At 72.5% G+C, this 26,860-nt stretch carries 27 protein-coding genes, 1 tRNA gene and 2 pseudogenes; 16 read left to right on the forward strand and 14 right to left on the reverse strand.

Annotation, left to right across the window (positions count from 1 at the left end; genetic code table 11):
- Nucleotide 1: 1 nt before the first annotated feature.
- The 3 genes and pseudogenes from IH50_RS0126235 to IH50_RS38015 all read right to left on the reverse strand — a co-directional run bounded on the left by IH50_RS0126235 (nucleotide 2) and on the right by IH50_RS38015 (nucleotide 1,367).
- Nucleotides 2-343, reverse strand: coding sequence for a DUF202 domain-containing protein (locus tag IH50_RS0126235; protein ID WP_030867182.1), 342 nt, complete (start codon nucleotides 341-343; stop codon nucleotides 2-4).
- Nucleotides 340-732 carry a YidH family protein gene (locus IH50_RS0126240; RefSeq protein ID WP_030867186.1) on the reverse strand — a complete coding sequence of 131 codons (393 nt, stop codon included), beginning with the start codon at nucleotides 730-732 and terminating at the stop codon, nucleotides 340-342. The genes IH50_RS0126235 and IH50_RS0126240 overlap by 4 nt, the downstream gene beginning before the upstream one ends.
- Nucleotides 733-807: 75 nt before the next feature.
- Nucleotides 808-1,367: pseudogene (locus tag IH50_RS38015) on the reverse strand (NUDIX hydrolase).
- 216 nt (nucleotides 1,368-1,583) lie between these two features.
- Here IH50_RS38015 and IH50_RS0126250 point away from each other — a divergent pair.
- From IH50_RS0126250 to IH50_RS0126265, 4 genes are all read left to right on the forward strand, one after another.
- On the forward strand, nucleotides 1,584-2,534 hold the full coding sequence (locus IH50_RS0126250) for a hypothetical protein (RefSeq protein ID WP_030867190.1): 951 nt from the start codon (nucleotides 1,584-1,586) through the stop codon (nucleotides 2,532-2,534).
- A gap of 57 nt (nucleotides 2,535-2,591) precedes the next feature.
- A complete protein-coding gene (locus IH50_RS0126255) occupies nucleotides 2,592-4,142 on the forward strand; it encodes an APC family permease (protein ID WP_030867193.1) in 1,551 nt (516 codons plus the stop codon).
- 75 nt (nucleotides 4,143-4,217) lie between these two features.
- On the forward strand, nucleotides 4,218-4,964 hold the full coding sequence (locus IH50_RS0126260) for a molybdopterin-dependent oxidoreductase (protein WP_030867197.1): 747 nt from the start codon (nucleotides 4,218-4,220) through the stop codon (nucleotides 4,962-4,964).
- A complete protein-coding gene (locus IH50_RS0126265; protein WP_030867200.1) occupies nucleotides 4,948-5,571 on the forward strand; it encodes a cytochrome b/b6 domain-containing protein in 624 nt (207 codons plus the stop codon). Before IH50_RS0126260 ends, IH50_RS0126265 begins: the two co-directional genes overlap by 17 nt.
- A 103-nt stretch (nucleotides 5,572-5,674) precedes the next feature.
- Here the strand turns inward: IH50_RS0126265 and IH50_RS0126270 are convergent, their stop codons facing one another.
- Nucleotides 5,675-7,072 (reverse strand): gluconate:H+ symporter, encoded by a 1,398-nt coding sequence (locus IH50_RS0126270; RefSeq protein WP_030867203.1) that lies wholly within the window; start codon nucleotides 7,070-7,072, stop codon nucleotides 5,675-5,677.
- A gap of 96 nt (nucleotides 7,073-7,168) precedes the next feature.
- On the reverse strand, nucleotides 7,169-7,672 hold the full coding sequence (locus IH50_RS0126275; RefSeq protein ID WP_030867208.1) for a gluconokinase: 504 nt from the start codon (nucleotides 7,670-7,672) through the stop codon (nucleotides 7,169-7,171).
- Between the two features lie 137 nt (nucleotides 7,673-7,809).
- On the opposite strand from IH50_RS0126275, the gene IH50_RS0126280 reads away from it, so the two are divergent.
- Nucleotides 7,810-8,511 carry a FadR/GntR family transcriptional regulator gene (locus IH50_RS0126280; RefSeq protein WP_030867210.1) on the forward strand — a complete coding sequence of 234 codons (702 nt, stop codon included), beginning with the start codon at nucleotides 7,810-7,812 and terminating at the stop codon, nucleotides 8,509-8,511.
- Nucleotides 8,512-8,539: 28 nt separating this feature from the next.
- On the opposite strand, the gene IH50_RS0126285 is transcribed toward IH50_RS0126280, so the two are convergent.
- Together IH50_RS0126285 and IH50_RS0126290 are read right to left on the reverse strand one after the other, a co-directional pair.
- On the reverse strand, nucleotides 8,540-8,914 hold the full coding sequence (locus tag IH50_RS0126285; protein WP_030867213.1) for a YchJ family protein: 375 nt from the start codon (nucleotides 8,912-8,914) through the stop codon (nucleotides 8,540-8,542).
- Nucleotides 8,915-8,977: 63 nt separating this feature from the next.
- Nucleotides 8,978-9,062: transfer RNA gene (locus IH50_RS0126290), tRNA-Leu, on the reverse strand.
- 203 nt (nucleotides 9,063-9,265) lie between these two features.
- On the opposite strand from IH50_RS0126290, the gene IH50_RS0126295 reads away from it, so the two are divergent.
- From IH50_RS0126295 to IH50_RS43345, 4 genes and pseudogenes are all read left to right on the forward strand, one after another.
- Nucleotides 9,266-10,591, forward strand: coding sequence for a M20/M25/M40 family metallo-hydrolase (locus IH50_RS0126295; protein WP_030867214.1), 1,326 nt, complete (start codon nucleotides 9,266-9,268; stop codon nucleotides 10,589-10,591).
- A gap of 152 nt (nucleotides 10,592-10,743) precedes the next feature.
- A complete protein-coding gene (gene chpH, locus IH50_RS0126300) occupies nucleotides 10,744-10,977 on the forward strand; it encodes a chaplin ChpH (RefSeq protein ID WP_030867217.1) in 234 nt (77 codons plus the stop codon).
- A 166-nt stretch (nucleotides 10,978-11,143) separates the two neighbouring features.
- Complete coding sequence (locus tag IH50_RS43610) at nucleotides 11,144-11,752, forward strand: chaplin (RefSeq protein WP_420709117.1); 609 nt, start codon at nucleotides 11,144-11,146, stop codon at nucleotides 11,750-11,752.
- Nucleotides 11,719-12,084, forward strand: a pseudogene (locus IH50_RS43345) (chaplin); the annotation flags it as partial. The gene IH50_RS43610 and the pseudogene IH50_RS43345, both read left to right, overlap by 34 nt.
- Nucleotides 12,085-12,157: 73 nt before the next feature.
- Here the strand turns inward: IH50_RS43345 and IH50_RS0126315 are convergent.
- Nucleotides 12,158-12,346 (reverse strand): DUF5703 family protein, encoded by a 189-nt coding sequence (locus IH50_RS0126315; RefSeq protein WP_030867220.1) that lies wholly within the window; start codon nucleotides 12,344-12,346, stop codon nucleotides 12,158-12,160.
- A 47-nt stretch (nucleotides 12,347-12,393) separates the two neighbouring features.
- Here IH50_RS0126315 and IH50_RS0126320 point away from each other — a divergent pair, with 47 nt between their 5' ends.
- Nucleotides 12,394-13,083 carry a hypothetical protein gene (locus tag IH50_RS0126320; RefSeq protein ID WP_030867223.1) on the forward strand — a complete coding sequence of 230 codons (690 nt, stop codon included), beginning with the start codon at nucleotides 12,394-12,396 and terminating at the stop codon, nucleotides 13,081-13,083.
- Nucleotides 13,084-13,143: 60 nt separating this feature from the next.
- Here the strand turns inward: IH50_RS0126320 and IH50_RS0126325 are convergent, their stop codons facing one another.
- Together IH50_RS0126325 and IH50_RS0126330 are read right to left on the reverse strand one after the other, a co-directional pair.
- On the reverse strand, nucleotides 13,144-15,207 hold the full coding sequence (locus IH50_RS0126325) for an ATP-dependent DNA helicase (RefSeq protein WP_030867228.1): 2,064 nt from the start codon (nucleotides 15,205-15,207) through the stop codon (nucleotides 13,144-13,146).
- Nucleotides 15,204-16,190 (reverse strand): aldo/keto reductase, encoded by a 987-nt coding sequence (locus IH50_RS0126330; protein WP_030867231.1) that lies wholly within the window; start codon nucleotides 16,188-16,190, stop codon nucleotides 15,204-15,206. Before IH50_RS0126330 ends, IH50_RS0126325 begins: the two co-directional genes overlap by 4 nt.
- Before the next feature lie 186 nt (nucleotides 16,191-16,376).
- On the opposite strand from IH50_RS0126330, the gene IH50_RS0126335 reads away from it, so the two are divergent.
- On the forward strand, nucleotides 16,377-17,432 hold the full coding sequence (locus IH50_RS0126335; protein WP_030867234.1) for an LLM class F420-dependent oxidoreductase: 1,056 nt from the start codon (nucleotides 16,377-16,379) through the stop codon (nucleotides 17,430-17,432).
- A gap of 217 nt (nucleotides 17,433-17,649) precedes the next feature.
- Nucleotides 17,650-18,438 carry a ferritin-like domain-containing protein gene (locus tag IH50_RS0126340; protein WP_030867235.1) on the forward strand — a complete coding sequence of 263 codons (789 nt, stop codon included), beginning with the start codon at nucleotides 17,650-17,652 and terminating at the stop codon, nucleotides 18,436-18,438.
- Nucleotides 18,439-18,507: 69 nt separating this feature from the next.
- Here IH50_RS0126340 and corA read toward each other — a convergent pair whose 3' ends face one another.
- Nucleotides 18,508-19,503: a magnesium/cobalt transporter CorA gene (gene corA / locus IH50_RS0126345; protein WP_030867237.1), complete on the reverse strand. Its 996-nt coding sequence runs from the start codon at nucleotides 19,501-19,503 to the stop codon at nucleotides 18,508-18,510.
- A 62-nt stretch (nucleotides 19,504-19,565) separates the two neighbouring features.
- Here corA and IH50_RS0126350 point away from each other — a divergent pair, with 62 nt between their 5' ends.
- The 4 genes from IH50_RS0126350 (at nucleotide 19,566) to mshC (ending at nucleotide 23,276) form a co-directional block, all read left to right on the forward strand.
- Nucleotides 19,566-20,252 (forward strand): histidine phosphatase family protein, encoded by a 687-nt coding sequence (locus IH50_RS0126350; protein WP_030867239.1) that lies wholly within the window; start codon nucleotides 19,566-19,568, stop codon nucleotides 20,250-20,252.
- 90 nt (nucleotides 20,253-20,342) lie between these two features.
- Nucleotides 20,343-20,933: a DUF3090 domain-containing protein gene (locus IH50_RS0126355; RefSeq protein ID WP_030867241.1), complete on the forward strand. Its 591-nt coding sequence runs from the start codon at nucleotides 20,343-20,345 to the stop codon at nucleotides 20,931-20,933.
- Nucleotides 20,897-21,730, forward strand: a complete 834-nt coding sequence (locus IH50_RS0126360) for an SCO1664 family protein (RefSeq protein ID WP_199822134.1) — start codon at nucleotides 20,897-20,899, stop codon at nucleotides 21,728-21,730. The genes IH50_RS0126355 and IH50_RS0126360 overlap by 37 nt, the downstream gene beginning before the upstream one ends.
- Nucleotides 21,731-22,046: 316 nt before the next feature.
- On the forward strand, nucleotides 22,047-23,276 hold the full coding sequence (gene mshC / locus IH50_RS0126365) for a cysteine--1-D-myo-inosityl 2-amino-2-deoxy-alpha-D-glucopyranoside ligase (protein ID WP_030867245.1): 1,230 nt from the start codon (nucleotides 22,047-22,049) through the stop codon (nucleotides 23,274-23,276).
- Between the two features lie 51 nt (nucleotides 23,277-23,327).
- Here the strand turns inward: mshC and IH50_RS0126370 are convergent, their stop codons facing one another.
- The 3 genes from IH50_RS0126370 to IH50_RS0126380 all read right to left on the reverse strand — a co-directional run bounded on the left by IH50_RS0126370 (nucleotide 23,328) and on the right by IH50_RS0126380 (nucleotide 26,853).
- Nucleotides 23,328-24,350, reverse strand: coding sequence for a PAC2 family protein (locus tag IH50_RS0126370; RefSeq protein ID WP_037872929.1), 1,023 nt, complete (start codon nucleotides 24,348-24,350; stop codon nucleotides 23,328-23,330).
- A 126-nt stretch (nucleotides 24,351-24,476) separates the two neighbouring features.
- Complete coding sequence (locus IH50_RS0126375; RefSeq protein ID WP_030867249.1) at nucleotides 24,477-25,148, reverse strand: FadR/GntR family transcriptional regulator; 672 nt, start codon at nucleotides 25,146-25,148, stop codon at nucleotides 24,477-24,479.
- A gap of 88 nt (nucleotides 25,149-25,236) precedes the next feature.
- Nucleotides 25,237-26,853 carry a glycerol-3-phosphate dehydrogenase/oxidase gene (locus IH50_RS0126380; protein ID WP_030867252.1) on the reverse strand — a complete coding sequence of 539 codons (1,617 nt, stop codon included), beginning with the start codon at nucleotides 26,851-26,853 and terminating at the stop codon, nucleotides 25,237-25,239.
- Between the last annotated feature and the right edge of the window lie 7 nt (nucleotides 26,854-26,860).

Here is a 26,860-nt window from a genome sequence, read left to right on the forward strand (position 1 = left end):
CTCACCCCACCCCGACAAGCACCGCCCCACACCCGGCCATGGCCACCGTGCAGACCACCACGACTGCCGCACACGGCGAACCGAGCGCCCCCGGCTCATTCACGGCCGCCAGCCCCCGAATCCGCCGATGGGCAACCAACAGAAACCCCACCCAACAACCACAGCACAACACACACGCGACAACCCCGACGACCGACACCCCACCCGCCAACGCCGCCTTCACGGCCAGCACGGCCACCACCGTCGCCGACAACGTCGTACGCCGCCACGCCAGCCGCGTCCGCTCGGGCTGCAGCCCCGGATCCCGCTCCGCGGCCCGGCCCGCCGCCGTCACCCCGCTCACCCGTCCCACCCGAAGAGCACGACGGCGACCATCGCCCCGGCCACCACCGCCACCACAAGACTCAGCAGCGCCGGGAACCGCGACACCGGCAGATCCTCCCCCCGCCGCATCGCCCGCTCGCACCGCACCCAGTGGTTGACCGCCCGCAACGCGCACAACGCCCCCGCGGCCAGCAGCGCCAGCGCCAGCCCGACCCGCCACCCCCACCGCAGATCCGGCAGGAACTGGTCCACGGCGAACCCGCCCCCGATCAACGCGAGCGCGGTGCGCAGCCAGGCCAGGAACGTCCGCTCGTTCGCCAGCGAGAACCGGTAGTCGGGCGTGTCGCCCTCCCGCCGCACCTCGCCGGGCGCGAACCACAACCGAACGTTCCGCACAAAATCGATCACGCCGCGACCCTACCGGGGCCACCCCCGGCACCGGTCCGACGGCCGGGGACGAAGCCCCCGGCCGGCCCTCAGCCCTCAGCCCTCGGCCCGCCCCGCCCGGTACGCCGTGAGCCGCCGATACGCCGCCAGCCCGTCCGGAGTCCACTCCCACTCCCCGAGCCGCCGCTCCAGCTCCGCCTCCGGCAGGAAGTCCCCCAGGCCACCTCCTCCGGCTGCGGCCGTACGGGCCGGTCGCAGCGCACCTCGTACACCGCCGACCACCAGCTCCGGCCCGCCCCGCCGTCGTACAGGAACGTGAGGACGTGCTCGGGGCGCGGCAGCCCGCTCACGCCCAGCTCCTCCTCGGCCTCCCGCAGCGCCGCCTCGTCGTAGCTCTCGCCCGCGCCGACGACCCCGCCGACGAACATGTCGTACAGGGAGGGGAAGACCTGCTTGGCCGCGGTGCGGCGGTGGACGAAGATCTGCCCCTCGGCGTCCCGGACGAGGACGAAGGCGCAGCGGTGGCGCAGCCCCCGCGCGTAGGCCTCCCCGCGCGGGGACCGTCCGACCACCCGGTCGTTCTCGTCGACGATGTCGATGATCTCCTCAGCACTCATACGTCCATCCAAGCAGCGGCGGTCCGTGCCCGGCCGCATACTCCATCCGGGTGGCCTTCCGGCCCCGGATGTCACAAGTAGCCCGTTCATGACCACAGTTGACGCGAGTAACACCCGGGACGCCCTTGACGTGATCCGTTGGCTGACGGTTTGCTGTCTGTGATCAGCTCATGGCAATCGGCAGCCGACCACTGCCGCACCGGCCACCCGCCGTGAGCCGGCGACCACAAGAAGAGCGCGTGAGGAAGTCCCGCGGTGCCCCCACCCCCGCCTCCCCTCGGCCGCGCCCGCAGACGGGCGGCACAGGCCTTCGACGAGGCCCTCGACGACGCCGAACTCGTCACCGCGCGGACCGCGCTGGCACAGGGCCGCTGGCAGAACACCCGCTCGCTGCTGGTCCGTACGGGGGAGGACTGGGACCGCCGGGGCCACCGGATCACGGTGCTCGCACGGGAGACGTACTGCGCCGCCTGGGCCCGCGAGTGGCTGCTCGCCGAACCCGACTCCGCTGACGCGTCCGTGCTGCTCGCCCTGGCCCAGGTGCGGCGCGCGCTGCGCGGCAAGGAGAAGCCGGCCCGTGCCCGCGAGGCCTGTCACCGGGCGGCGGAGCTGGTGCCCGCCGACCCCACCCCCTGGCTCGGGCTGCTCCTGCTGGAGTGCGCCCAGGGGGCCGAGGGGGACGTGGTCCGGCTCTTCGAGCAGATCCGCACCCGGTACGCGGACCACCACCACGCCCACCACCTGGTGGTCTCCTGGCTCGCCGAACGCCGTGTGGAGGCGGGCCCCGACCCGCTGCACGAGGTGTACGACTTCGCCGGCTGGGCCGCCGAACAGGCGCCCGCCGACTCCCCGCTGGCGGTCCTGCCGGTCATCGCGCACGCCGAGCGCTACCGCGCCCTGGCCGCCGCCGGGCACGAACCCGCCGACCCGGTCGCCTCCGGCCACTGGGTCGGCCGCCGCGCCCGGCAGGTGATGAGGGCCGCCTTCGACTGGTGGCTGGAGTGGGAGCACGAAGGCCACCCGCGCCGCCTGGTCGACCTCAACTTCCTCGCCCACGCCAAGGTCTGCGAGGGCCGGGGCGCCGAGGCCGCCGCCCTCTTCCACCGCATCGGAGACCACGCCACACCCACCCCTTGGTCGTACCCCGACCGTGACGCCCTGACCGCCTTCCGCACCGCCCGTGCCGCAGCCCTGGGCACGGTCTGACCCCGACCCCACCCCCCCCGCCCACCGCAACCACCACCGACCAAGGACGGTCTCGAGATGACGACGGACAGTTCGAGCACTTCGAGCAGGAGCAGAGCGGCAGCCGACGGCATCAGCACCTTCAAGGGACAGGAGCGCGCCCTGCGTGCCGACCGCCTCGGCACGGGGGGCCTGCTGCTCTCCGTCCTCGCCGCGACCGCCCCCCTCATGGTGGTCGCAGGTGTCATGCCCACCACATTCGCGGTGATGGGCATCGTCGGCCAGCCGCTGCTCTTCGTGATCCTCGGCGTCGTACTGGTCCTCTTCAGCCTCGGCTACGCCGAGATGAGCCGGCACGTCCACAACGCCGGCGCCTTCTACGCCTACATCTCCCGCGGACTCGGCGGCACCGCCGGAGCGGGCGCCGCCCTGGTCGCGCTCGTCGCCTACAACGCCCTCCAGGTCGGCATCTACGGCATCTTCGGCTTCGAGGTCTCCGGCCTCCTCGCCACCTACGCCGACCTCGAGGTCGCCTGGTGGATACCGGCGCTGGCGGCCGTCCTCGCCGTCGGCGCGCTGGGCTGGCTGAAGATCGACGTCAACGCGCGCGTGCTCGGCGTGCTGCTGGTCATCGAGGTGCTGCTGGTCGTCGTCTTCGACATCGCCGCCGTCGCCGACCCCGGCACGGAGGGCCTGTCCCTGCACGCCTTCGACCCGGACACGCTCACCGGCGCCGGCGTCGGCACCGCCCTGTGCTTCTGCATCGCCGCCTTCCTCGGCTTCGAACAGGCCCCCGTCTACGCCGAGGAGACCAGCAAGCCGCACGAGGTCGTACCGCGTGTGATGTTCCTCGCGGTCACCGGCGTCGCCGTCTTCTTCGCCCTCAGCAGCTGGGCGCTCACCGTCGCCACCGGCCCCGCCGGGATCATCGGCGCCTCCCAGGAGCAGAGCGCCGGCCTGCTGTTCTTCCTCACCGAGGACCGGCTGGGCGGCACCTTCACCGACGTCCTGCACGTCCTCTTCGTGACCGGCATGTTCGCGGCCATGCTCAGCTTCCACAACGTCGTCGCCCGGTACGCCTTCGCCATGGGCCGCGAGGGCCTGCTGCCCGCCGCCTTCGGCCGCACCACCGGCACCAGCGGCGCCCCCGGCACCGGCTCCCTGCTCCAGACCGTCATCGCCGCCGTGCTCGTCCTCGCCTTCGCGCTCACCGACGACAAGCCCACCGGCGACCCGACCGCTCCGGTCCTGCACCTGTTCACCTGGGGCGGCAACGTCGGCGCGCTCGGCGTGATCGTGCTGATGGCGATCGCCTCCCTGTCCGTCGTCGTCTTCTTCGTCCGGCGCGGCGCCGCGGGCGCGCAGGGCTGGCGGCTGGCCACCTCCGCGCTGGCGGGCATCGCCCTGGCCGTCATCGCGGGCTACACGGTCAAGGACTTCGACGTCTTGGTCGGCGCGGGCCCCGACTCCTCGCTGAGCTGGCTCCTCCCCGGCATCATCGGGCTCGCCCTGGTCGCCGGCCTGGTCCAGGGCGCGGTCCTGCGCGCCCGCGCCCCCGAGAAGCACGCCCGTATCGGGCTCGGCAACGAGGCGTTCCAGCTCGAGAAGGAGGCCGAGCGCACCTCGTAGGGGAGCTGATTACGGAAATCTGACGGGCACCCGCGTTCCCTGGTCCGACGGGGACGCGGGTGCTCGAATGGAGGAGTGAACCCCGAACAGCCGCCACCGCCCCCCGACGAGGGGGACGCGCGAGGCAGGCCCATCGGCCGCCGTGTCTTCCTCGGCACCCTCGGCCTGGGCGCCCTTGGCGTGGCCACCGCGCCCACCCTGCAACGCGGCCTGGAATCCTTCCTCGCCGGAGCCTCCGACAAGGACCCCACCGGCCTGACCGGACTGCTCCCCAACGGCGGCGGCTTCCGCTACTACTCGGTCACCTCCTCCGTCCCGCGGAAGAACGCCGGCACCTACCGCCTCACGGTCGACGGCCTCGTCGACCGCCCCGCCTCCTACACCCTGGCCGACCTGAAGGCCCTGCCGCAGACCCGCATGGTCCGCGACGTCCAGTGCGTCACCGGCTGGCGGGTGCCGGACACGCCGTTCGAGGGGGTGCGCCTGTCCCGGCTCCTGGACGCCGCGGGCGTACGCTCCTCGGCCGGCGCGGTGCGCTTCACCTGCTTCGACGGCGCCTACTCCGAGAGCCTCACCCTCGACCAGGCCCGCCGCGCCGACGTCCTGGTCGCCCTGCGCATGCGGGACGAGGACATCGGCCACGCCCACGGCGGCCCGGTCCGCCTCTACGTGGCCCCGATGTACTTCTACAAGTCGGCCAAGTGGCTCTCCGGCATCACCGTCACCGAGGACGTCGAACCCGGCTACTGGGAGGAGCGCGGCTACGACATCGACGCCTGGGTCGGCCGCTCGAACGGACGCGACGATGAGCCTACGAGCTGACGCCCCGCCCACCGCCACCGCCGTACGGCGCTTCGGCCGCGCCCAGCGGTGGGCACACCGCGCCACGGCCGTCCTGATGGGCGTCTGCGTGGCCACGGCCGCCTGCCTCTACCTCCCCCAGCTCGCCCAGCTCGTGGGCCGCCGCGCCCTCGTCGTCACCCTCCACCAGTGGTCCGGGCTCGCCCTGCCCGTCCCCGTCCTCGCCGCTCTCGCCTCCCGCGCCTTCCGCGCCGACCTGGGCCGCCTCAACCGCTTCGGCCCGCACGACCGCGTCTGGCTGCGGGCCGCCCTGCGCCGCGACAAGCGCCCCGCGTCCCGCCCGGCGGGCAAGTTCAACGCCGGCCAGAAGGTCTACGCGGCCTGGATCGCGGGCGCCACCCTGGTGATGCTCGGCACCGGACTGCTGATGTGGTTCACCCACCTCACCCCGCTGGTGTGGCGCACCAGCGCGACCTTCGTCCACGACTGGCTGGCGCTGACCATCGGCATCGTCCTCGCCGGGCACATCGGCATGGCCCTGGCGGACCCCGAGGCCCGGCGCGGCATGCGCACCGGCTCCGTCGACCGCGACTGGGCGGAGCGCGAACACCCGCTGTGGCGCCCCTGAGACTCCGGCGCCCTGGAACGACACGGGCCCACCCGCGCCCCGAGGGGGAGCGGGTGGGCCGTACGCGCACGGTCCTCAGCCGAATGCTCAGCTGAACGAACAGCTAAATGATCAGCGACAGCAGCAGCACCAGAGCACCGGCGACCACCGAGATGATCGTCTCCATGACCGACCAGGTCTTGATCGTCTGCCCGACGTTCAGCCCGAAGTACTCCTTCACCAGCCAGAACCCGGCGTCGTTGACATGGCTGAAGAACAGCGAACCCGCACCGATCGCCAGCACCAGCAGGGCCGCGTGCGTGGTCGACATGTCGGCGGCGAGCGGCGCCACCAGACCGGCCGCCGAGACGGTCGCCACCGTCGCCGAACCGGTCGCCAGCCGGATCGCCACCGCGATCAGCCAGGCCAGCAGCAGCGCCGGGATCGACCAGTCCTCGGAGATCTCCAGGACCATCTGTCCCACACCGGTGTCGATCAGCGTCTGCTTGAAACCGCCACCCGCGCCGACGATCAGCAGGATGCCCGCGATCGGCGCGAGCCCCTTCTCGACCAGGGACGAGATCCGCTCCTTGCTGAACCCGGCGGGCATCCCCAGCGTGAAGATGCCGACCAGCACGGCCGCGAGCAGCGCGATCAGCGGGGAGCCGACCACGTCGAACACACGCTGCACGTGGTGCTCGGGGTCGTCGACGACGATGTCGACCAGCGCCTTGGCCAGCATCAGCACGACCGGCAGCAGGATCGTGGCCAGCGTCGCGCCGAAGCTCGGACGCTTCTCCAGGTCCTCGGAGGGCCGCTGCGGGATCATCCGCTCCGGGGCCGGGACGTCCACCCAGCGGGCGGCGTACTTCGAGAACAGCGGACCGGCGATGACGACCGTCGGTACGGCGACGAGCACGCCCAGCGCCAGCGTCACACCGAGGTTGGCGCCGACGGCGTCGATCGCGACCAGCGGACCGGGGTGCGGCGGCACCAGACCGTGCATCACGGACAGACCGGCGAGCGCCGGGATGCCGATGCGCATCAGGGAGTAGTTGCCGCGCTTGGCGACCATCAGCACCACCGGGATCAGCAACACCACGCCGACCTCGAAGAACAGCGGCAGACCGATCACCGAGGCGATCAGCACCATCGCCCACGGCATGGAACGGCCGCTCGCCTTGGCGAGGATGGTGTCGACGATCTGGTCGGCACCGCCGGAGTCGGCGAGCATCTTGCCGAGGATCGCGCCGAGGGCGATCAGCACGCCCACACCGGCGACGGTGGAGCCGAGTCCGGCACTGAAGCTGGTGATCACCTTGTCGAGCGGCGCGCCGGCGAACGCGCCGAGCGCCAGCGTCCCGATGGTCAGCGACAGGAAGGCGTGCAGCTTGAACTTGGTGATGAGCAGGACGATGACGGCGATGCCCAGGAGCACGGCGATGCCCAGCTGGGCGTGGCCGGCCGAGGTGATCGGCTCGGGTGCGTCCGCTGCCAGCATCTCAACGCTGAGTCTGGTCACGGTGGTTCCCTTGTTTCTACGGGTTGGGGAGGAAACCGGGGAGGTGGGGGCGCCCCGGGAACTGGGGGTCCGGTCAGGGACCTACGGGGCCGGCTCTCAGAGGGCGTCCAGGGCGGCGGCCGCCCGCGCGGTGATCTCCTCGGGGCTGCCCGTCACGTCCACGGCGACTCCGGCCTCATCCGGCTCCAGCGGCTGGAGCGTGGCGAACTGGGAGTCGAGCAGCGCCGTGGGCATGAAGTGGCCCTGCCGGTGCGACATCCGGTCCTCGACGAGCGCGCGGTCACCGGAGAGGTGCACGAAGAGCACGCCGGGCGCGGCGGCCCGCAGCCGGTCGCGGTACGACCGCTTCAGCGCCGAGCAGCTGACCACCCCGCCGAGACCGGCCCGGCCGTGCGCCCAGTCGCCGATGGCGTCCAGCCAGGGCCACCGGTCGTCGTCGGTGAGCGGGGTACCGGCCGACATCTTGGCGATGTTGGCCGGCGGGTGGAAGTCGTCGCCCTCGGCGTACGGGACGCCGAACCGGGCCGCGAGCAGGGGACCGATGGTGGTCTTCCCGGTGCCCGCGACGCCCATGACCACGACGACATGGGGGGTCTTCATCGCTGCCTCACTGTCCGCTGTCTTCGTCGACACCTGATGTCGACGCAACTGAAGCTCATTAGGTACGACGAATTCAAGAGTCTGTGACATATAAGTCTGACTTTTTGTTCCCGTGACCCGCCCCGTACTCTGAGTGCATGAGCACCACGGGCCGGGGGCTGCACGGCCGCGTACTGGACACCCTCGGCCCCGAGATCACCGCCGGCGAGTACCCGCCCGGCAGCGTCCTGCGCACCGACGAACTCGCACAGCGCTTCGACGTGTCGCGCTCCGTGATGCGCGAGGTCGTCCGCGTCCTGGAGTCCATGCACCTGGTCGAGTCCCGCCGCCGTGTGGGCGTGACGGTCCTGCCGCCCCACGAGTGGAACGTGTACGACCCCCAGGTCATCCGCTGGCGCCTGGCCGGCGCGGACCGCCCCCGCCAGCTCCGCTCCCTCACGGTGCTGCGCTCGGCGATCGAGCCCGTCGCGGCCGGCCTGGCCGCCCGCCACGCCACCCCGGAGCAGTGCGCCGAACTCACCGAGTGCGCCCTCGGCATGGTCGCCAACTCCAGCGGCCACCGCCTGGAGGGCTACCTCCTCCACGACGTGGCGTTCCACCGCGTGATCCTGACCGCCTCCGGCAACGAGATGTTCGCCCGCCTCGGCGACGTCGTCGCCGAGGTGCTGTCCGGCCGCACCCACCACGACGTGATGTTCGAGGACCCCGACCCCGCCGCCGTCACCCTCCACGTCCAGCTCGCCGAGGCGGTCCGCGAACGCGACCCCGCCCGCGCGGAGAAACTGACCCGCGAGATCACCGAGGGCGCCCTCCAGGAACTGGACATCCTGGCGCCCTGACGGCCGTACGGGGACGCCCCCGTGGAGGTCAGTCCAGGAACTCCCCGTCGACGTACACCCAGGCCCCGTCGACCCGCTCGAACCGGCTGCGCTCGTGCAGCGAACCGCCCCGGTAGGAGGCCCGGAAGGTCACCGTCCCGGTGGAGTGGAAGGCGGACCCGTCGCTCGTGTCCAGGACCTCCAGCCCGGTCCACCGCATCCCGGGATCGAAGTCGATCCGCTCCGGCCGCGTCCGCGGATGCCAGGTCCGCAGCAGATACGTACCGTCCCGCCGCACGAACGCGCAGTACCGCGACCGCATCAGCCGCTCGGCGGTGGGGGCGGCGGCGCTCCCGGAATGAAAGCGCCCGCAGCAGTCCTCGTACGCCTCGGGGAGCCCGCAGGGGCAGGAACGTGTGGTCATGGTCGGCCTCCGCGACAACGCCCGAGGGCCGCGACCTCGTGGTCGCGGCCCTCGCGCTTCATGTGTCCGAGGGGGGACTTGAACCCCCACGCCCGATAAAGGGCACTAGCACCTCAAGCTAGCGCGTCTGCCATTCCGCCACCCGGACAAGGTGTCTGTCGCGCGGGGTTTCCCCCGTGGCGACGACGTAAACATTACCAGGTGTTCCGGGGTGGCCGATCACCCCCGCCCGGCCGCGCCGTCACGTGAACGGCGCATGGCGGACCGGGCCGGGTCTTGGGGCGCGCCCGCGGGGGAGAGAGGATGAGGGGAGGACCCACCAGCGGGAACACCAGCAGCGGGAGGAAGCACGTGAGCGAGACGGACACGGCCAGGAGCGTCACCGGTGAGGACGAGGTCGTGGACCTCTGCCGCGAGCTGATCCGGATCGACACCAGCAACTACGGCGACCACTCGGGCCCCGGCGAGCGCAAGGCGGCCGAGTACGTCGCCGAGAAGCTCGCCGAGGTGGGCCTGGAACCGCGGATCTTCGAGTCGCACCCGGGGCGCGCCTCCACGGTGGCCCGGATCGAGGGCGAGGACCCGTCCCGGCCCGCGCTGCTCATCCACGGCCACACCGACGTCGTACCGGCCAACGCCGACGACTGGACCCACCACCCCTTCTCCGGCGAGATCGCCGACGGATGCGTGTGGGGGCGCGGGGCCGTCGACATGAAGGACATGGACGCGATGACCCTCGCGGTCGTCCGCGACCGGATGCGCAGCGGACGCAAGCCCCCGCGCGACGTCGTCCTCGCCTTCCTCGCCGACGAGGAGGCCGGAGGGACGTACGGCGCCCGCCACCTGGTCGACCACCACCCGGACCTCTTCGAGGGCGTCACCGAGGCGATCAGCGAGGTGGGCGGCTTCTCGTTCACCGTCAGCGAGCAGCGCCGGCTGTATCTGATCCAGACGGCCGAGAAGGGCATGCACTGGATGAAGCTGACCGTGGCCGGCACCGCCGGGCACGGGTCGATGATCCACCGCGACAACGCCATCACCGAGCTGTCGGAGGCCGTCGCGCGCCTCGGCCGGCACACGTTCCCGGTCCGCGTCACGAAGACGACCCGGGCCTTCCTCGACGAGCTGGGTGACGCCCTCGGGACCGAGCTCGACCCGGAGAACATGGAGGGGACCCTCGCCAGGCTCGGCGGCATCGCCAAGCTCATCGGCGCGACGCTGAGCAACACCGCCAACCCCACCCAGCTGGGCGCGGGCTACAAGGTCAACGTCATCCCGGGTGAGGCGACCGCACACGTGGACGGCCGTTTCCTGCCCGGGCACGAGGAGGAGTTCCTCGCCGACCTCGACCGGATCCTCGGTCCGAAGGTGCGGCGCGAGGACGTCCACTCCGACAAGGCCGTCGAGACCACGTTCGACGGAGCCCTCGTGGACGCGATGCAGTCCGCGCTGGTGGCCGAGGACCCGGCCGCGAAGGCCGTCCCGTACATGCTCTCCGGCGGGACGGACGCCAAGTCCTTCGACGACCTCGGCATCCGGGGCTTCGGCTTCGCGCCCCTCAAGCTGCCCCCGGAGCTGGACTTCGCCGGCATGTTCCACGGGGTCGACGAGCGGGTGCCGGTGGACGGCCTGAAGTTCGGCGTGCGGGTGCTCGACCGCTTCCTCGACGCGAGCTGAGACGGTTACCCGATGACCTCAATAATCGTCCATACGTGCGGAGTTGACTGAGAAGAGTGAATGCGACGATAAGCTCGTAGCCTCATTACTCCGTCCTCGTTAGCCGTGATGTGATCCGCGACTTTGGATCGCTTTGCCAACAAGGAGGAATAATGCTGAAGAAGGTCGTCGCCGTCGCCGCCGCCACCGGTGGTCTGGTTCTCGCGGGCGCGGGCATGGCCGCCGCCGACTCCGGTGCCCAGGGTGCCGCCGTGCACTCCCCGGGTGTCCTTTCCGGCAACGTCGTGCAGGCCCCGATCCACGTCCCCGTGAACGTCTGCGGCAACACGATCTCCGTGATCGGGCTGCTGAACCCCGCCTTCGGCAACGTCTGCATCAACAAGTGACGTTGTGCCTCGCCCTCTAGGGCATGCCCGCTGAGGGCTCGAGCCCGTCGGCCCCGGAGCGCGCGCCATGCGCTCCGGGGCCGACCGGTCTCACCGAACGTCGGAACACCGGGAATCCGTCGGAACACCGATTCCCGGCACCAGGTCGAAGGCAGGGATTTCAGCAATGCGACAGGTCACCCGCAAGGGCCTGATGACGATGGCGGCCGCCACGGGCGTACTCGCCGCCGCGAGCGGGGCCGCCCACGCCGACTCCGGCGCGACGGGCCACTCCGCCGGCTCACCCGGCGTGCTCTCCGGGAACACGGTGCAGGCGCCGGTGGACGTCCCGGTGAACGTCTGCGGCAACACGGTCGACGTCGTCGGTGTCCTCAATCCGTCCGTGGGGAACTCCTGCGCCAACCAGAGTGGCTCCTCCTCGGACGGTCACGGCGGTGCGCACGCCGACGGGTACGCCGAGGGCTCGCCCGGTGTGCTGTCCGGGAACGTGGTGCAGGCGCCGGTGCACGTGCCGGTGAACGTACGGCGACCCGGACGGGTACGGCGACTCGGGCGGTCACGGCGGTGCGCACGCCGACGGGTACGCCGAGGGCTCGCCCGGTGTGCTGTCCGGGAACGTGGTGCAGGCGCCGGTGCACGTGCCGGTGAACGTGCGGTCATGGCGGCCACGGCGGTCATGGCGGCCACGGCGGTGCGCACGCCGACGGGTACGCCGAGGGCTCGCCCGGCGTCGGTTCCGGCAACCACGTCCAGGTACCGATCCACGTCCCGGTGAACGTCTGCGGCGACAGTGTCGACATCCTGGGCGCCGGAAACGCCACCGAGGGCAACGACTGCGCGAACGGCGACCCGGGCCACGACACCCCGGGACAGCCCGGCGACCCGGGTGACCCCGGCGACCCCGGGCACCCCGGTGACGAGCCGGGCACCCCGGACCGCCCCTCGGCCGGCGACCGGCCGGGCGTCCACTCCCTCACCCAGCCCCGGCACGACGCGCAGCTCGCGCAGACCGGCAGCGAGCTGCCGATGGGTCTCGTCCTGCCCGTCGGCGCGGGCGCGCTGCTCGCCGGCGCGGTCCTCTACCGCAAGGCACGGACCGCCGCGTGACACCGGACACACGGAGCGGACCCCGCGACCGCGGGGTCCGCTCCGTCGTGTGATTCCGGTCGGGTGTCGAAGATCACCAGGTGGCGCGCACCTGGCGGATGATCCGCCTCCGCAGCCGCACCCTGCGACTGCCGTCACGCATCAGCGTCAGGCGGTACAACTCCCAGTGACCGTACTCTGCATGGTCCGTCAGCAGACGTGTCGTTTCCTTGCGGGAGACCCCGCGCGGTACGTGCACGTCGACAAATTCGTATTCCGGCATCGCATCTATTGTGCGGGCCGGGCCCCGGTACGGATAGCGTCTGCACTATGTCTGATGCTGCGCAGCCCACCGCTGCCGAGGTACGCGCCGCCGCCGAGGCGGTCAAGACCGCGCTCGACCGCCACCTGGCCGCGGTCGAACGCCGGTCGGGGGAGGACGACCCGGCCGTCTACGAGGCGTTCAACCAGCTGGCCGCGGCCGCGGAGACGTACGACGAACTGCTCTACGACCGCTATGACGAAGTCACCCCCTTCGAGATCCCCGGCGCGGAGGACGCGCCGCCCTACACCGGTCCCGAGGAACCGGCGGCGCTCAGCGTGCTGATCCGCCGCGACTACGCCGTCGTGGAACCCCAGCGGCTGCGCGCGCACGCCCAGCGGATCGAGGCGGCGGACGACGAGACCTCGGAGGCGTCGGGCACCGTCCACGGCGCGCTCGGCCTGCTGTTCGGCGAGTTCGAGCCGGACGAGATCGCCTCCCGGCACAAGGAGTTCGGTCTGGAGGAAGGCGACTCCACGCTCTGGGTGACGGCATCGGACGACCCCGCGGAACCCGGCGAGTGGCTGGAGGCGCCGTTCGAGCAGGTGGACCCGCAGCAGGTGGTGTGCCGCTTCGACGTCAGCGCGGTCTTCGACGACGACGGGGACCTCGACGACGACGAGGAGGACCTGGAGGACGAGCTGGATCCGGGCCTGGACGAGGACGGGGACCTGGAACCCCTCGACGCGGACCGCTGACCGCACCCGCCCCGCACGGCGGCGGCACCCCCGGTGCCGCCGCCCGCGCACGGGCCGGGATCAGCCCTCCGCCACCGGCACCTGCGGGGCCAGCAGCTCCGGCAGCCGGGTGGTCCGCGGCTTCGCCGTCACCTCGGCCACGGCGCGCGGCAGCGCCTGCTCCACGCCGTGCACCACGGACAGATGCCGGTCGGCCCTGCTGAACGCCGTGTACACCCAGGGCCGGCTCAGCGCCGGCACGGCGTCACCGGGCAGCACTACGACCACCGCGGGCCACCGGCAGCCCACCGCCTGGTGCGCGGTCAGCGCCCACCCGTGCCGCACGGACGACTCCACCCGCTCCCTCGGTACGACGATCTCCTCACCCCCGCACTCCAGGTGCAGCCCCTCGCCGTCGGCCCGCACCACGCGGCCCGGCAGCGTACGTCCCGGAGCGGGGGAGTAGGCGACCCGGTCACCCGGATCGAACCCGCCGAAGCGCCCCGGCCCCGGGTTCAGCCGCTCCTTCAGCGCCGCGTTCAGCACACGCGTCCCCACCGCGCCCCCGTGCCCCGGGGTGATCACCCGGGTCTCCTCGGCCGGTACCCCGATCGCGCGCGGCACCGAGTCCGCCACCAGCTGCACGGTCCGGTGCACGGCCTCTCCCGCGTCCCGCACCGGCACGATCACGACCTCCTTGCCGGGCGCCGCCACCTGGTTCAGCTCGCCGACCCCGATCCCCGAGACCAGCTCGCCCAGCGGGCCGGGATCCGGCCGCCGTGAGGCGATCTGCGGGCAGACCCGCGCCGCCAGCAGATCCGCGAACACCCGCCCGGGCCCCACCGACCACAGCACTCCCGGATCACCGGCCAGCACCAGCCGCGCCCCGTCCGGCAGCGACTCCGTCACCAGCGCGGCGGTCTCCACGTCCAGCTGCGGGGCGTCGAGCACCACCAGCAGATCCACGTCCAGCGCCCCGTCGGCGTCCCGCCCGGGCCCCTCGGCACCGGACAGCAGCCCCGCGACGGTGGCGACCCCGGCCCCCTCGACCAGTCCCGCGAACCGGGCACGCCCCACCGGACCGTGGGCGGCGGCCCAGACCCGCAGCCCCAGACCTCGCGCGGCGCTCACCAGCGCCGCGGGATCGGCCAGCGAGGCCTCCCCACCGGTGTGCAGCACCAGCCCGTGCCCGGCGACCGCCCGGATCAGCTCACCCGCGGAACCCTCCGCCGAGGCGGCCGCACGCTCCCACTCCTCACCCGCGCCGTCCGGCCCGGTCACGGAGTTGACCAGCCGGGCCAGCCCGTCGGCCAGACTCTCCTCGGCCATCGCATACCGCTCCAGCCCCACCAGCACCCGGACCGGCCGCTCCTCGTCCTCCCCGGCGTCACCGGCTTCGCCGGCGGCGTCCTGGAAAACGAGCACGTCCCCCTCCGAGGCGGCGTCCCGCACGGCCTCCTCGGGCTCCGGCACCCCCTGCCGCCCCAGCGCGGTGACCAGCGCGGCCATCTCCAGCACGGTGTGCCCGGCGAGCGCGGCCTGCTCCAGCAGCCACACGGTGACCGCCCGCCCCCGCCGCTCGTCGTCCGGCCCCGTCCCGGCGCCGAGCAGCGCACGGGCGAACCCGTCCGCCTGCTCGGGCCGCACCCCGGGAACCCGCAGCAACTGCCAGGGATCGGCGCGCAGCACATCGGCGCCCCCGTCCCCGAACACACCGGCGGCCTGGACGGCAAGCCCCTCCGGCGCACCCCCCTGGACCAGCACCCCCCGCACGTCCTCGACGGCACCGGCGGCCGGAGCCACCGGGCGGGGGGCCGCCTCCGGTGCCCGCCGCACGGGTTCGGGAGCGGGCCGCCGCGGCGCGGTCCCGGCCTCCTCGAACACGGTGGTGGCCGGCTTCTCACCGCTCTCCACGGCCCGCACGGCGGCCAGCAGATCCGCGGCCGTGCCGCTCAGCTTGCCCCCGGCCTCGATCGGACCCTGCCGCTCCGCCTTCCGCCGCTCGATCCGCTCCCGCTCCACACGCTGCGCGACCAGCTCCGCCTCGGCCTCGGACACCTGCGCGCCCTCGGACACCTGCGCGCCCTCGGCGGGCGTCCCCGGCTCCTCGGCGTCCTCCGCGGTCTCGGGCGGCTCCGTGCTCACAGCGTGCTCCAGTCGTGATCGGGATAGCGGTGCACGGGCGCCGACACGTCGTCGAGCGCCCGGCAGATCTCGTCAGGAAGACTAAGCGCCTCCACTGACAACGCCGCCGTGAGCTGCCGCGCGGTGCGCGCGCCGACGATGGGGGCGGCCACACCGGGACGGTCACGGACCCAGGCGAGGGCCACCTGCAGCGCGGTCACGGCGAGCCCGTCCGCCGCCGTGGTCACGGCGTCCACGATGCGGCTCGCCGTGTCGTCGAGATACGGCGCGACGAACGGGGCGAGATGCTCCGAGGCGCCCCGGGAGTCCACCGGCGCGGCGTCGTTGCGGTACTTGCCGGTGAGTACGCCCCGGCCGAGCGGCGAGGACGGCAGCAGCCCGATGCCCAGATCGAGCGCGGCGGGAAGGACCTCGCGCTCCACGCCCCGCTGGAGCAGCGAGTACTCCATCTGGGTGCTCGCCAGCCGGGTCCGCGCGCCCGGCGCGGCGAGCTGCCAGGTCGCCGCCTTGGCCAGCTGCCAGCCGCAGAAGTTGGAGACACCGGCGTAGCGCACGCGCCCGCTGCCGACGGCGATGTCGAGCGCCTCCAGCGTCTCGTCCAACGGGGTGGCGGGGTCGTAGGCGTGGACGTGCCACACGTCGACGTAGTCGGTGCCGAGGCGGGCGAGCGAGGCGTCCAGGGCGGAGAGCAGATGACCGCGCGAGCCGTCGAACCGGCGGTCCGGGTCGGGTACGCTCCCGGCCTTCGTCGAGATGACGAGGTCCCGGCGGGGGACGAGTCCCTCCATCAGCCTGCCGAGCAGGTACTCGGACTCTCCGTCGCCGTACACGTCGGCGGTGTCGACGAGGGTCCCGCCGGCTTCCCAGAAGGTCTTCAGGAGGTCCGCGGCGTCGTGCTCGTCGGTGTCCCGACCCCAGGTCAGGGTCCCGAGCCCGATCCGGGACACACGCAGGCCGGTACGGCCGAGATGCCTCTGCTCCATGAACGCCGAGATTACTGGCCGGAGCGCGAGGTGGGAGGGCCTGTGGACAACGGATTTCCGGCCCGGCGGGCGCAGGTCCCCCGCCCCCGCCGGGCCGAAAGCCGCGCCGCGGTCCTCCCGCCCGCCCACCGGAGGTATATGGTCTCCGCACCAACGACGTTACTCATCGGTAAGGGGAAAGCCGCCATGCAGCTAGGGATCAACCTCGGCTACTGGGGTGCCGGAATGGACGCGGACAACCTCGCCGTGGCCCAGGAGGCGGACCGCCTCGGATACGCCGTCTGCTGGGCCGCGGAGGCCTACGGCTCCGACGCCGCCACCGTCCTCACCTGGGTCGCCGCCCGGACCCAGCGCATCGACGTCGGCTCGGCCATCTTCCAGATCCCCGCCCGCCAGCCCGCGATGACCGCGATGACGGCCGCCACCCTGGACTCCCTCTCCCAGGGCCGCTTCCGCCTCGGCCTCGGCGTCTCCGGCCCCCAGGTCTCCGAGGGCTGGTACGGCGTCAAGTTCGACAAGCCGCTGGCCCGCACCCGCGAGTACGTCGAGATCATCCGCAAGGCCATGACCCGCGAACGCCTCACCCACGACGGCGAGCACTGGACCCTCCCCCTCCCCGGCGGCCCCGGCAAGCCCATCAAGCTCACCGTGCACCCCCAGCGCGAGCACATCCCCCTCTACATCGCCGCCATCGGCCCGAAGAACCTCGAACAGACCGGCGAGATCGCCGACGGCGCCCTGCTGATCTTCCCCTCCGCCGACCACCTCGAGGACACCGCCGTCAAGCACCTCCGCGCGGGCCGCGAGAAGGCCGGCAAGACCCTCGACGGCTTCGACATCTGCCCCACCGTCCCCCTCGCCGTGGGCGACGACAAGGACGTCACCACCCTCGCCGACACCTTCCGCCCCTACACCGCGCTGTACGTCGGCGGCATGGGCAGCCGCAAGCAGAACTTCTACAACCAGCTCGCCCGGCGCATGGGCTACGAGCAGGAGGCCGCCGAGATCCAGGACAAGTACCTGTCCGGCGACAAGCAGGGCGCGGCAGCGGCCGTCCCCCACGACCTGATCGACCGGACGACCCTCCTCGGCTCCGTCGACCGCATCGCCGACCGGATGAAGGCCTACGCCGCCGCCGGGGTCACCACCCTCACCCTCGCCCCGGCCGGCTTCACGCTCGACGAGCGCCTGGCATCGCTCCGCGCCGGCACCGAGGCCCTGGAACGCGCGGGCCTCGCGTAGTCCTCACGGCCGTGGTGGGGGCTCGGGGGTCCACCCCGCCACGGCCGTCACCCACACCAACGCCCGCCGGCCCACCCGGTCACGCTCCCGCGCCCCCGCCCCGTACCCCTTTCGGCGGAGCCGCCCGGCGCACCTGTTGCCGCCCCGCCCCCCGCGCACTTGACTCTTCCTTTGCGGAACTTCGGAACCGTGAAAGCCCGCGGAGAGGTGGCCCACCATGCTTTCGGCCAAGAGTCTGTTCCAGGAGATCCTCGACAACGACGAGTCCTTCGCCCTGTTCTGCTCCATCGCCGCGAGCGGCGAGTCCCAGGGCGGCTGGGAGAACGCCCGGATCGCCGCGCTGGTCCCCGGGACCCAGCGCGAACTCGCCCCCAAGATCGCCAGACACGGCGCCGACGAGGACAAGCACGGCCGCATCTTCAACGCCCTGATGAGGAAGCGCGGCCTGAAACCCGTCCCGGTCCCCCCGGAGACCGACTACACGATGCTCCTCGAGAACAAGGGCATCGGTCTGGCCCACAGCCGGCTGAAGCGCGACGAACCGCTCACCGTGCGGGACATCGTCACCTACCTCGCCCACAGCAGGGTCACCGAACAACGCGCCTCCGAGCAGATGACCCTGCTCCGCAGGCACTTCGCCGACCACCCCGACCTCGGCCGCGCGGTCAGGATGATCTCCGACGACGAGGACAACCACCTCGCCTACTGCCACGAGGAACTGCTGCGCCTCGCGTACGCCGGACACGGCCGCGAGATCCAGCGCACCCTGCGCGCGTGCGCGCTCGCGGAGATCCGCGTCCACCGGGACGTCAGCCTGGCGGTGATGGCCCGCATGGGCCGCATCCTCGGCTGGTCCGGGCCCAAGGCGGCGGTCCTCGCGGCGGGCATCCACGCGGTGTACGCGTACGAACGCCTGGGCGGCTGGCGCCGCATGGTCTCCCTCAGGACGCCCGCCCGCCGCGACGCGCTCGGCGGCCCCGTGACCCCGGAACCGGAGCTCGCGTGACCGGTCACCGGCCGCTGGTGACCGGTTGTCGGCCGCCGGTCACGGACCACCGGCCACCGGCACAGCCCTTCACATCCACCCCCGCCGCTTGAACAGCCGGAACAACAGCACCTCCAGCGCCACCATCACCACGATCACCACCGGATACGACCACTCCCACCGCAGCTCCGGCATGTGCTCGAAGTTCATCCCGTAGATCCCCGCGAGCATCGTGGGGATCGCGGCCATGGCCGCCCACGCGGAGATCTTCCGCATGTCGTCGTTCTGCCGCACGCTCATCTGCGCCAGATGCGCCGAGAGGATGTCCGAGACCAGCCGGTCCAGCCCCTCCACGGACTCGTTCACCCGGGTGAGGTGGTCGTGCACGTCACGGAAGAAGGGCCGCGCCCTGTCCTCCACGAACGGCACCCCCGCCCCGTACGAGCCCACCCCCGCCAGTCGCGTCATCGGCAGCGCCAGCGGCCCGGTCGCGCGGCGGAACTCCAGGATCTGCCGCTTGAAGTTGTAGATCTTGGACGCGGTGTGCCGCGACCCCCCGCCGTCGGGGGTGAAGACCTCCGCCTCCAGCTCCTCCAGGTCGGTCTGCAGCTCGGTCGCCACGTCCAGGTAGTGGTCGACGACGGCGTCGGCGATCGCGTACAGCACCGACGTGGGCCCCTCGCCCAGCAGCTCGGGCTCCCGCTCCAGCCGCCGCCGTACGGCCTTGAGCGGCGCGCCCTCGCCGTGCCGTACGGTCACCGCGAAGGAGTCACCGAGGAAGATCATGACCTCGCCGGAGGAGACCGTGTCGCTCCGCGGCTCGTACACGACCGGTTTCAGCACCACGAAGAGCGAGTCGTCGTACACCTCCAGCTTGGGCCGCTGATGAGCCTTGAGGGCGTCCTCGACCGCCAGCGGATGCAGGCCGAACTCCTGCGTGACCAGGTCGAACTCGTCCGCCGTCGGTTCGTGCAGCCCGATCCAGACGAACCCCCCGGCCGACCGCGCCTCGTCCAGCGCGTCGGAGAAGTCCTGGGGCCCCTCCGACCGATGCCCCTCCCGGTAGATGGCACAGTCGACGATCACGAAACGCACTCTCCTCTCTCTCGGCGGACACCACACCCGCGCGTACGCCTACCCTGGGCCGCATGCCCACGTTGCTCCTGGTCCGGCACGGACGCTCCACCGCCAACACCGAGGGACTGCTCGCCGGATGGACGCCCGGCGTCGCCCTCGACGACCGCGGCGCCGCCCAGGCCGCCGCCCTGCCCGGACGGCTCGCCGGGCTGCCGCTGGCCGAGATCGTCACCAGCCCGCTCCAGCGCTGCCAGGAGACGATCCGGCCGCTGCTGGAGGAACGCCCCGGTCTCACCCCGCACACCGACGACCGCATCGGCGAGTGCCACTACGGCGACTGGTCCGGCCGCAAACTCGTCGAGCTCAAGGACGAGCCCCTGATGGAGGTGGTGCAGGCACACCCGTCGGCGGCGGCCTTCCCCGGCGGGGAGTCCATGCGCGCGATGCAGACACGCGCCGCCGAGGCGGTGCGCGAATGGAACGCGCGTGTGGAACGCGATCACGGCGCCGACGCCGTGTACCTCATGTGCTCGCACGGCGACATCATCAAGTCTCTCGTCGCGGACGCACTCGGACTTCATCTCGACCTCTTCCAGCGGATTTCCGTTGAACCGTGTTCCATCACCGCGATCCGTTACACACGGTTGCGCCCCTTTCTCGTCCGCCTCGGCGACACCGGTGACTTCGCGTCCCTGGCGCCGCGCGAGGAACCGCCGGCCGGTGACGCCACGGTCGGGGGCGGCGCGGGCGCACCGTGATCGTCGGGCGCAGTAGGGTGAAGCGTTCGCAGGAGTGCGTCCCCGTGCACACAGCCGCCCTTAACCCACGACTCTCAATGGAGACAGGACGTGTCCCGTCAGGTGTTCCTCTACGACCAACCGGAACGTTTCGTGGCCGGCACGGTCGGACTGCCAGGGCGCCGTACGTTCTTCCTCCAGGCCTCCGCCGGCTCCCGGGTGACCAGCGTGGCTCTGGAGAAGACCCAGGTCGCGGCGCTCGCCGAGCGGATGGACGAACTGCTCGACGAAGTCGTGCGCCGCAGCGGCGGCAGCGCCGCGGTGCCCGCGATGACGCCGGCCGAGACCACCGACAGCGCCCCGCTGGACACCCCCGTGGAGGAGGAGTTCCGCGTCGGCACCATGGCGCTCGCCTGGGACGGTGAGGAGCAGCGCATGATCGTCGAGGCGCAGGCGCTCGTCGAACTGGACGCCGACTCCGAGGAGGACCTCGCCGAGGCCGAGGAGCGGCTGCTCCAGGACGAGGAGAACGGACCCCCGATGCTCCGCGTCCGGCTCACCGGCGCGCAGGCCCGGGCCTTCGCCAAGCGCGCCCTCGACATCGTCAACGCCGGGCGGCCGCCGTGCCCGCTGTGCAGCCTCCCGCTCGACCCGGAAGGACACGTATGTCCGCGCCAGAACGGATACCGCCGCGGAGCGTGACGGCCGCCGACCCGGCCGCCGCCGTACTGCTCGCCGAGGGCGAGCTGACCGTGCGCGGACGCATCCGTGAGGCGTCGAACGCGGCGCTGTACTGCACCGTCACCCACGAGGGGCGCGAGGCCGCCTGCGTCTACAAGCCGGTCGCCGGGGAGCGGCCCCTGTGGGACTTCCCCGACGGCACGCTCGCCGGGCGGGAGGTCGCCGCCTACGCGGTCTCCGAGGCGACCGGCTGGGGCCTCGTCCCGCCCACCGTGCTCCGCGACGGCCCCTACGGCGAGGGCATGTGCCAGCTCTGGATCGAGACGGCGCCCGGCGCGGAACTCCTCGCCCTGGTCGACGGCGAGGAGCCGGAACCCGGCTGGAAGGCGATCGGCTTCGCCGAGGTCGGCGAGGGCCGCACCGCGCTGCTCGTGCACGCCGACGACGAGCGGCTGCGCAGGCTGGCGGTCCTCGACGCGGTGATCAACAACGCCGACCGCAAGGGCGGCCATCTGCTGCCCACCGCCGAGGGCCTGCTGTACGGCATCGACCACGGGGTCACCTTCAACGCCGAGGACAAGCTCCGCACCCTGCTGTGGGGCTGGGCGGGGGAGCCCCTGACCGCGGAGGCGCTGGACGTCCTCAAGGGCCTCAGAACGGCCCTCGCCGACACCGGCCCCCTCACCGCCGCCCTGACCCCCCTCATCACCCGCGCGGAGATCGACGCCACCCGCGCGCGCGTCGAGACCCTCCTCACCACCGGCACCCACCCACAACCGGGCGGCGACTGGCCGGCCATCCCCTGGCCCCCGGTCTGAACGAAACGGCGGCCTGTCCAGAGGGGGCGGCTCGTCCGGAGCCGGGCGGCGGTCGGCCGGTCATCCCTGGGCCTGGGTCTGAACGGAACGGCGGCCCGTCCGGAATCGGGGCGGCGGCTCGTCCGGAGCCGGGTGGCGGTCTGTCCGGAGCGGGACGGCAGCCCGTCCGGAACGGGGGCAGCCCGGTCCGCACGGGCGGCCATCCCTCCGGAACAAGACCGGCTGCACACCGGACGCCGCGGCGCAAGAGTGCCTTCCCGGTCATCCGGCCCGCTCCCGTTCGTTTTCCGAACCGCGGTCCGGTTAGGCTCATGACATGCATGCCTGGCCCGCTTCCGAGGTCCCCGCCCTGCCTGGTCAGGGCCGCGACCTGAGGATCCACGACACCGCGACCGGCGGCCTGATCACCTCGGCTCCCGGTCCCGTCGCCCGTATCTACGTCTGCGGCATCACCCCCTATGACGCCACCCACATCGGACACGCGGCGACCTACAACGCGTTCGACCTCGTACAGCGCGTGTGGCTCGACACCAAGCGGCAGGTTCACTACGTCCAGAACGTCACCGACGTCGACGACCCGCTGCTGGAGCGGGCCGACCGGGACGGCCTCGACTGGGCCGAGCTCGCCGAGCGCGAGACCGCGCTGTTCCGTGAGGACATGACGGCCCTGCGGATGCTGCCCCCGCGCCAGTACATAGGCGCCGTGGAGGCGATACCCGGCATCGTCCCCCTCGTCGAACGGCTGCGTGACCTCGGCGCGGCCTACGAGCTCGACGGCGACGTCTACTTCTCCGTCGAGTCCGACCCGCACTTCGGCCAGGTCTCCCACCTCGACGCCGCCGCCATGCGGCTGCTGTCCGCCGAGCGCGGCGGCGACCCGGACCGTCCGGGCAAGAAGAACCCCGTCGACCCGATGCTCTGGATGGCCGCCCGCGAGGGCGAGCCGAGCTGGGACGGCGGCTCCCTCGGCCGGGGCCGCCCCGGCTGGCACATCGAGTGCGTGGCCATCGCCCTCGACCACCTCGGCATGGGCTTCGACGTCCAGGGCGGCGGCTCCGACCTGGTCTTCCCGCACCACGAGATGGGCGCCTCGCACGCCCAGGCGCTCACCGGCGAGTTCCCCATGGCGAAGGCGTACGTCCACGCCGGCATGGTCGCCCTGCACGGCGAGAAGATGTCCAAGTCCAAGGGCAACCTGGTCTTCGTGTCCCAGCTGCGGCGCGACGGCGTGGACCCGGCGGCGATCCGGCTGGCGCTGCTCGCCCACCACTACCGCGCCGACTGGGAGTGGACCGACCAGGTCCTCCAGGACGCCGTGACCCGCCTCGGCCACTGGCGCGCCGCGGTCTCCCGCCCCGACGGCCCGCCCGCCGAGGCGCTGGTCGAGGAGATCCGCGAGGCGCTGGCCAACGATCTGGACGCCCCGGCCGCGCTGGCCGCCGTCGACCGCTGGACCGTCCTCCAGGAGGAGAGCGGCGGCACGGACACCGGCGCGCCCGGCGTCGTCTCCCGCGCGGTGGACGCACTGCTCGGCGTGGCGCTGTAACCGGACGCGACGACGAAGGGGCGCCCCGTCCACCACGGGGCGCCCCTTCGCTCAGTCCTCCGACGACTCGTCGCCACCCGAGTCCGATCCCGGGTCCGAACCCGAGCCCGGATCGGGGTCCGTCTCCGGCTTCGGCGGCCTCGGCGGACGGCCGCGCCCGCCCGGACCCTCCCGCCGGTACGACGTACCGTCCGAGCCGTCGGCCGTGGCGTGCCCGCCGGGCGGACCCGACGCCCCGTCACGGCGCCGTAGATAGCGCTCGAACTCGCGGGCGATCGCCTCGCCCGACGCCTCCGGCAGCTCGGCGGTGTCCCGGGCCTCCTCCAGCGTCTGGACGTACTCGGCCACCTCGCTGTCCTCCGCGGCCAGTTGGTCCACACCCACCTGCCAGGCGCGTGCGTCCTCGGGCAGCTCGCCCAGCGGGATCCGCACGTCGATCAGGTCCTCCAGACGGTTCAGGAGGGCCAGCGTGGCCTTCGGGTTGGGCGGCTGCGACACATAGTGCGGGACCGCCGCCCACAGCGACACCGCGGGCACGCCCGCATGCGTGCACGCCTCCTGGAGGATGCCGACGATGCCCGTGGGACCCTCGTACTTGGTCTCCTCCAGATCCATGCGGCGTGCCAGGTCCGGGTCGGACGTGGTCCCGCTGACCGGGACCGGCCGGGTGTGCGGGGTGTCCCCGAGCAGCGCGCCCAGCACGACCACCAGCTCCACGCCGAGTTCGTGCGCGAAGCCGAGGATCTCGTTGCAGAACGAACGCCACCGCATGGACGGTTCGATACCGCGGACCAGCACCAGGTCGCGCGGCTTCTCGCCGCCGACCCGGACCACCGACAACCGCGTCGTCGGCCAGGTGATCCTGCGGATCCCGCCGTCCATGAACACCGTGGGGCGGTTCACCTGGAAGTCGTAGTAGTCCTCGGCGTCCAGCGCCGCGAACACCTCGCCCTTCCACTCCCGCTCCAGATGAGCGACCGCGGCGGAGGCGGCGTCACCGGCATCGTTCCAGCCCTCGAACGCGGCCACCATGACCGGGTCGATCAGCTCGGGAACCCCCTCGAGCTCGATCACCCAGCGCCTCCTTCCGACGTGCCCTCGCGTACGCCCCAACCTTACGGCGTGCCCGCGGGGCGCCCGCAGCCCCCTCACAAGGGGAGTGACCCCATCACTGCCCCGCGGGACGCCGGGAAACACCCCTCACAGCGTGGACCGCAGCCACTGCTCCACACTGGCGATGTGCACCGTCGCCCAGGACCGCGCCGCCTCCGCGTCCCGGTCCCGCAGGGCGGCGAGGATGGCCCGGTGCTCGCGCAGGGTGCGGCCGACCGAGTCCTTCTGGGTGAGCCCGCGCCAGATCCGGGCCCGGGTGGTGGGACCGGACAGACCGTCGAGCAGGGAGCACAGCACGGAGTTGCCGCAGCCGCGCACGATGCCCCGGTGGAACTCCAGGTCGGCGGCGACCAGGTCCTCCACCGACGGCTCGTCACCGAGCCTGTCCAACTGCTCCGACAGCGCGTCCAGTTGCTCCTCGCCGATCCGGGTGGCCGCGAGGGCCGTCGCGGCCGGCTCCAGGATGCGGCGCACGGCGAGGAACTCCAGCACCGTGTCGTCGCGGTGGAAGTCGACGACGAAACTCAGCGCCTCCAGCAGGAGTTGCGGGTCGAGACTGGTGACGTAGGTGCCGTCGCCCTGCCGTACGTCCAGGATGCGGATCAGCGACAGCGCGCGCACCGCCTCGCGCAGCGAGTTGCGGGACAGCCCCAGCTCGGCGGCCAGCTCGCTCTCCTTGGGCAGCCGGGCGCCAGGACGCAGCGCACCCGAGACGATCATCCCCTTGATCTTCTCGATCGCCTCGTCGGTCACTGCCATACCGCGCCTCCCTGCGGGCCAGACCTCCGATGTATCCAGCCCATTATGTACGGGCCGGCTCCCGTGCGGGGGAGCCGGGGACGGCGGGTCACTTCTTGTCGAGGATCTCCTGCACGTCGGCGCGGACCTCGTCCGTGGCCAGGCCCCGGATCGTCAGCGTCGTACGGCGGCGCAGCACGTCGTCCGCCGTCTCGGCCCACTCGTGGTCCCGGGCCCAGACGACCTGCGCCCAGATCTCCGGGGCGTCCGGGTGGACGCGCCGGGCGAGCGCCGGGTCCTCGTTGGCCAGCCGGGCGATGTCGAAGGCCAGCGAACCGTAGTGGGTGGCCAGGTGCCTGGCGGTGTCCGCCGCCATGCGCGGGCCGGGCGCCGGACCGTCGACCAGCAGCCGGTGGGCCACCGCGCGGGGGTTGGCCACGCCCGGCAGCGGCAGCTTCTTCGGCAGCGAGGCGACCGGCTCGAAGTCGTCGCCCAGCGGGTGGCCGGGCAGCTCCTGGAGCTTGCGCATCACCGTACGGCCGATGTGGCGGAAGGTGGTCCACTTGCCGCCCGCGACGGACAGCATCCCGCCCCGGCCCTCGGTGACGACCGTCTCCCGCTTGGCCTTGGCCGTGTCCCCGGGACCGCCCGGCAGCACCCGCAGCCCGGCGAAGGCGTACGTGATCAGGTCACGGTCGAGCTGCTGGTCGCGGATGGAGAACGCGGCCTCGTCGAGTATCTGCGCGGTGTCCTTCTCGGTGACCGCGACGTCCGCCGGGTCGCCCTCGAACTCCTCGTCGGTGGTGCCGAGCAGCAGCATGTCCTCCCAGGGGAGGGCGAAGGTGATCCGGTACTTGTCGATCGGCGTGGCCAGCGCGGCCTTCCACGGGGAGGTCCGCTTCAGGACCAGGTGGGCGCCCTTCGACAGCCTGATGGACGGCGCGGCGTCCGGGTCCTCCATGCGGCGCAGGTGGTCGACCCACGGGCCGGTCGCGTTGAGCACGAGCCGGGCGTTCACGCCGAACTCGTCGCCGGAGAGCCGGTCGCGCAGCTCGGCACCGGTGACCCGGCCCCGGGTGAAGCGCAGACCCGTCACCTCGGCGTGGTTGAGGACGACCGCGCCCGCCTCGACGGCCGCGCGGACCGTCATCAGCGCCATGCGCGCGTCGTTCATCTGGTCGTCGCCGTACACGGCCACGGCCTTGAGGTTGTCGGTGCGCAGCTCCGGCACGTCCTGCGCGGCCTTGGCCGGCGAGAGCAGGTGGCCGACGCCGTCGCCGAAGGCGGACAGCGCCGAGTACGCGAAGACACCGGCGCCGAGCTTCGCCGCGCCGTGCGGCCCGCCCTTGTACACGGGGAGGTAGAACGTGAGCGGGTTCGCCAGGTGGGGGGCCACCTGGCGGGAGACCGCACGGCGCTCGAAGTGGTTCTCCGCCACCAGCTTCACCGCGCCGGTCTGCAGGTAGCGCAAGCCCCCGTGGAGGAGCTTGGAGGAGGCGGAGGAGGTGGCGCCGGCGAAGTCGCCGGCGTCCACCAGGGCCACCCTGAGGCCGGACTGCGCGGCGTGCCAGGCGGTGGAGATGCCCAGGATGCCGCCGCCGATCACGAGGAGGTCGTACGACGCCTTGGAGAGCTGCTCCCGGGTCTCGGCGCGGCTCGGGTTCGAGCCGGACGCCGGGTGCGTCCCCAGGGCAGGCACGGACTGCAGGGTGGACTGGCTGGTCATGGCGGTT

It is taken from the genome of Streptomyces sp. NRRL S-37 (assembly GCF_000721605.1).
Taxonomy (GTDB): domain Bacteria; phylum Actinomycetota; class Actinomycetes; order Streptomycetales; family Streptomycetaceae; genus Streptomyces.

Bases quoted from the DNA above. Each gene is read 5' to 3' on its own strand.
- chpH (WP_030867217.1), top strand. From the start codon at position 10,744: ATGCTGAAGAAGGTCGTCGCCGTCGCCGCCGCCACCGGTGGTCTGGTT.
- IH50_RS43610 (WP_420709117.1), top strand. From the start codon at position 11,144: ATGCGACAGGTCACCCGCAAGGGCCTGATGACGATGGCGGCCGCCACG.
- IH50_RS0126340 (WP_030867235.1), top strand. From the start codon at position 17,650: ATGCTTTCGGCCAAGAGTCTGTTCCAGGAGATCCTCGACAACGACGAG.
- IH50_RS0126320 (WP_030867223.1), top strand. From the start codon at position 12,394: ATGTCTGATGCTGCGCAGCCCACCGCTGCCGAGGTACGCGCCGCCGCC.
- IH50_RS0126275 (WP_030867208.1), bottom strand. From the start codon at position 7,672: ATGAAGACCCCCCATGTCGTCGTGGTCATGGGCGTCGCGGGCACCGGG.
- IH50_RS0126280 (WP_030867210.1), top strand. From the start codon at position 7,810: ATGAGCACCACGGGCCGGGGGCTGCACGGCCGCGTACTGGACACCCTC.
- IH50_RS0126350 (WP_030867239.1), top strand. From the start codon at position 19,566: ATGCCCACGTTGCTCCTGGTCCGGCACGGACGCTCCACCGCCAACACC.
- IH50_RS0126315 (WP_030867220.1), bottom strand. From the start codon at position 12,346: ATGCCGGAATACGAATTTGTCGACGTGCACGTACCGCGCGGGGTCTCC.
- IH50_RS0126360 (WP_199822134.1), top strand. From the start codon at position 20,897: ATGTCCGCGCCAGAACGGATACCGCCGCGGAGCGTGACGGCCGCCGAC.
- IH50_RS0126265 (WP_030867200.1), top strand. From the start codon at position 4,948: ATGAGCCTACGAGCTGACGCCCCGCCCACCGCCACCGCCGTACGGCGC.
- IH50_RS0126375 (WP_030867249.1), bottom strand. From the start codon at position 25,148: ATGGCAGTGACCGACGAGGCGATCGAGAAGATCAAGGGGATGATCGTC.
- IH50_RS0126330 (WP_030867231.1), bottom strand. From the start codon at position 16,190: ATGGAGCAGAGGCATCTCGGCCGTACCGGCCTGCGTGTGTCCCGGATC.
- IH50_RS0126255 (WP_030867193.1), top strand. From the start codon at position 2,592: ATGACGACGGACAGTTCGAGCACTTCGAGCAGGAGCAGAGCGGCAGCC.
- mshC (WP_030867245.1), top strand. From the start codon at position 22,047: ATGCATGCCTGGCCCGCTTCCGAGGTCCCCGCCCTGCCTGGTCAGGGC.
- IH50_RS0126285 (WP_030867213.1), bottom strand. From the start codon at position 8,914: ATGACCACACGTTCCTGCCCCTGCGGGCTCCCCGAGGCGTACGAGGAC.
- IH50_RS0126380 (WP_030867252.1), bottom strand. From the start codon at position 26,853: ATGACCAGCCAGTCCACCCTGCAGTCCGTGCCTGCCCTGGGGACGCAC.
- IH50_RS0126335 (WP_030867234.1), top strand. From the start codon at position 16,377: ATGCAGCTAGGGATCAACCTCGGCTACTGGGGTGCCGGAATGGACGCG.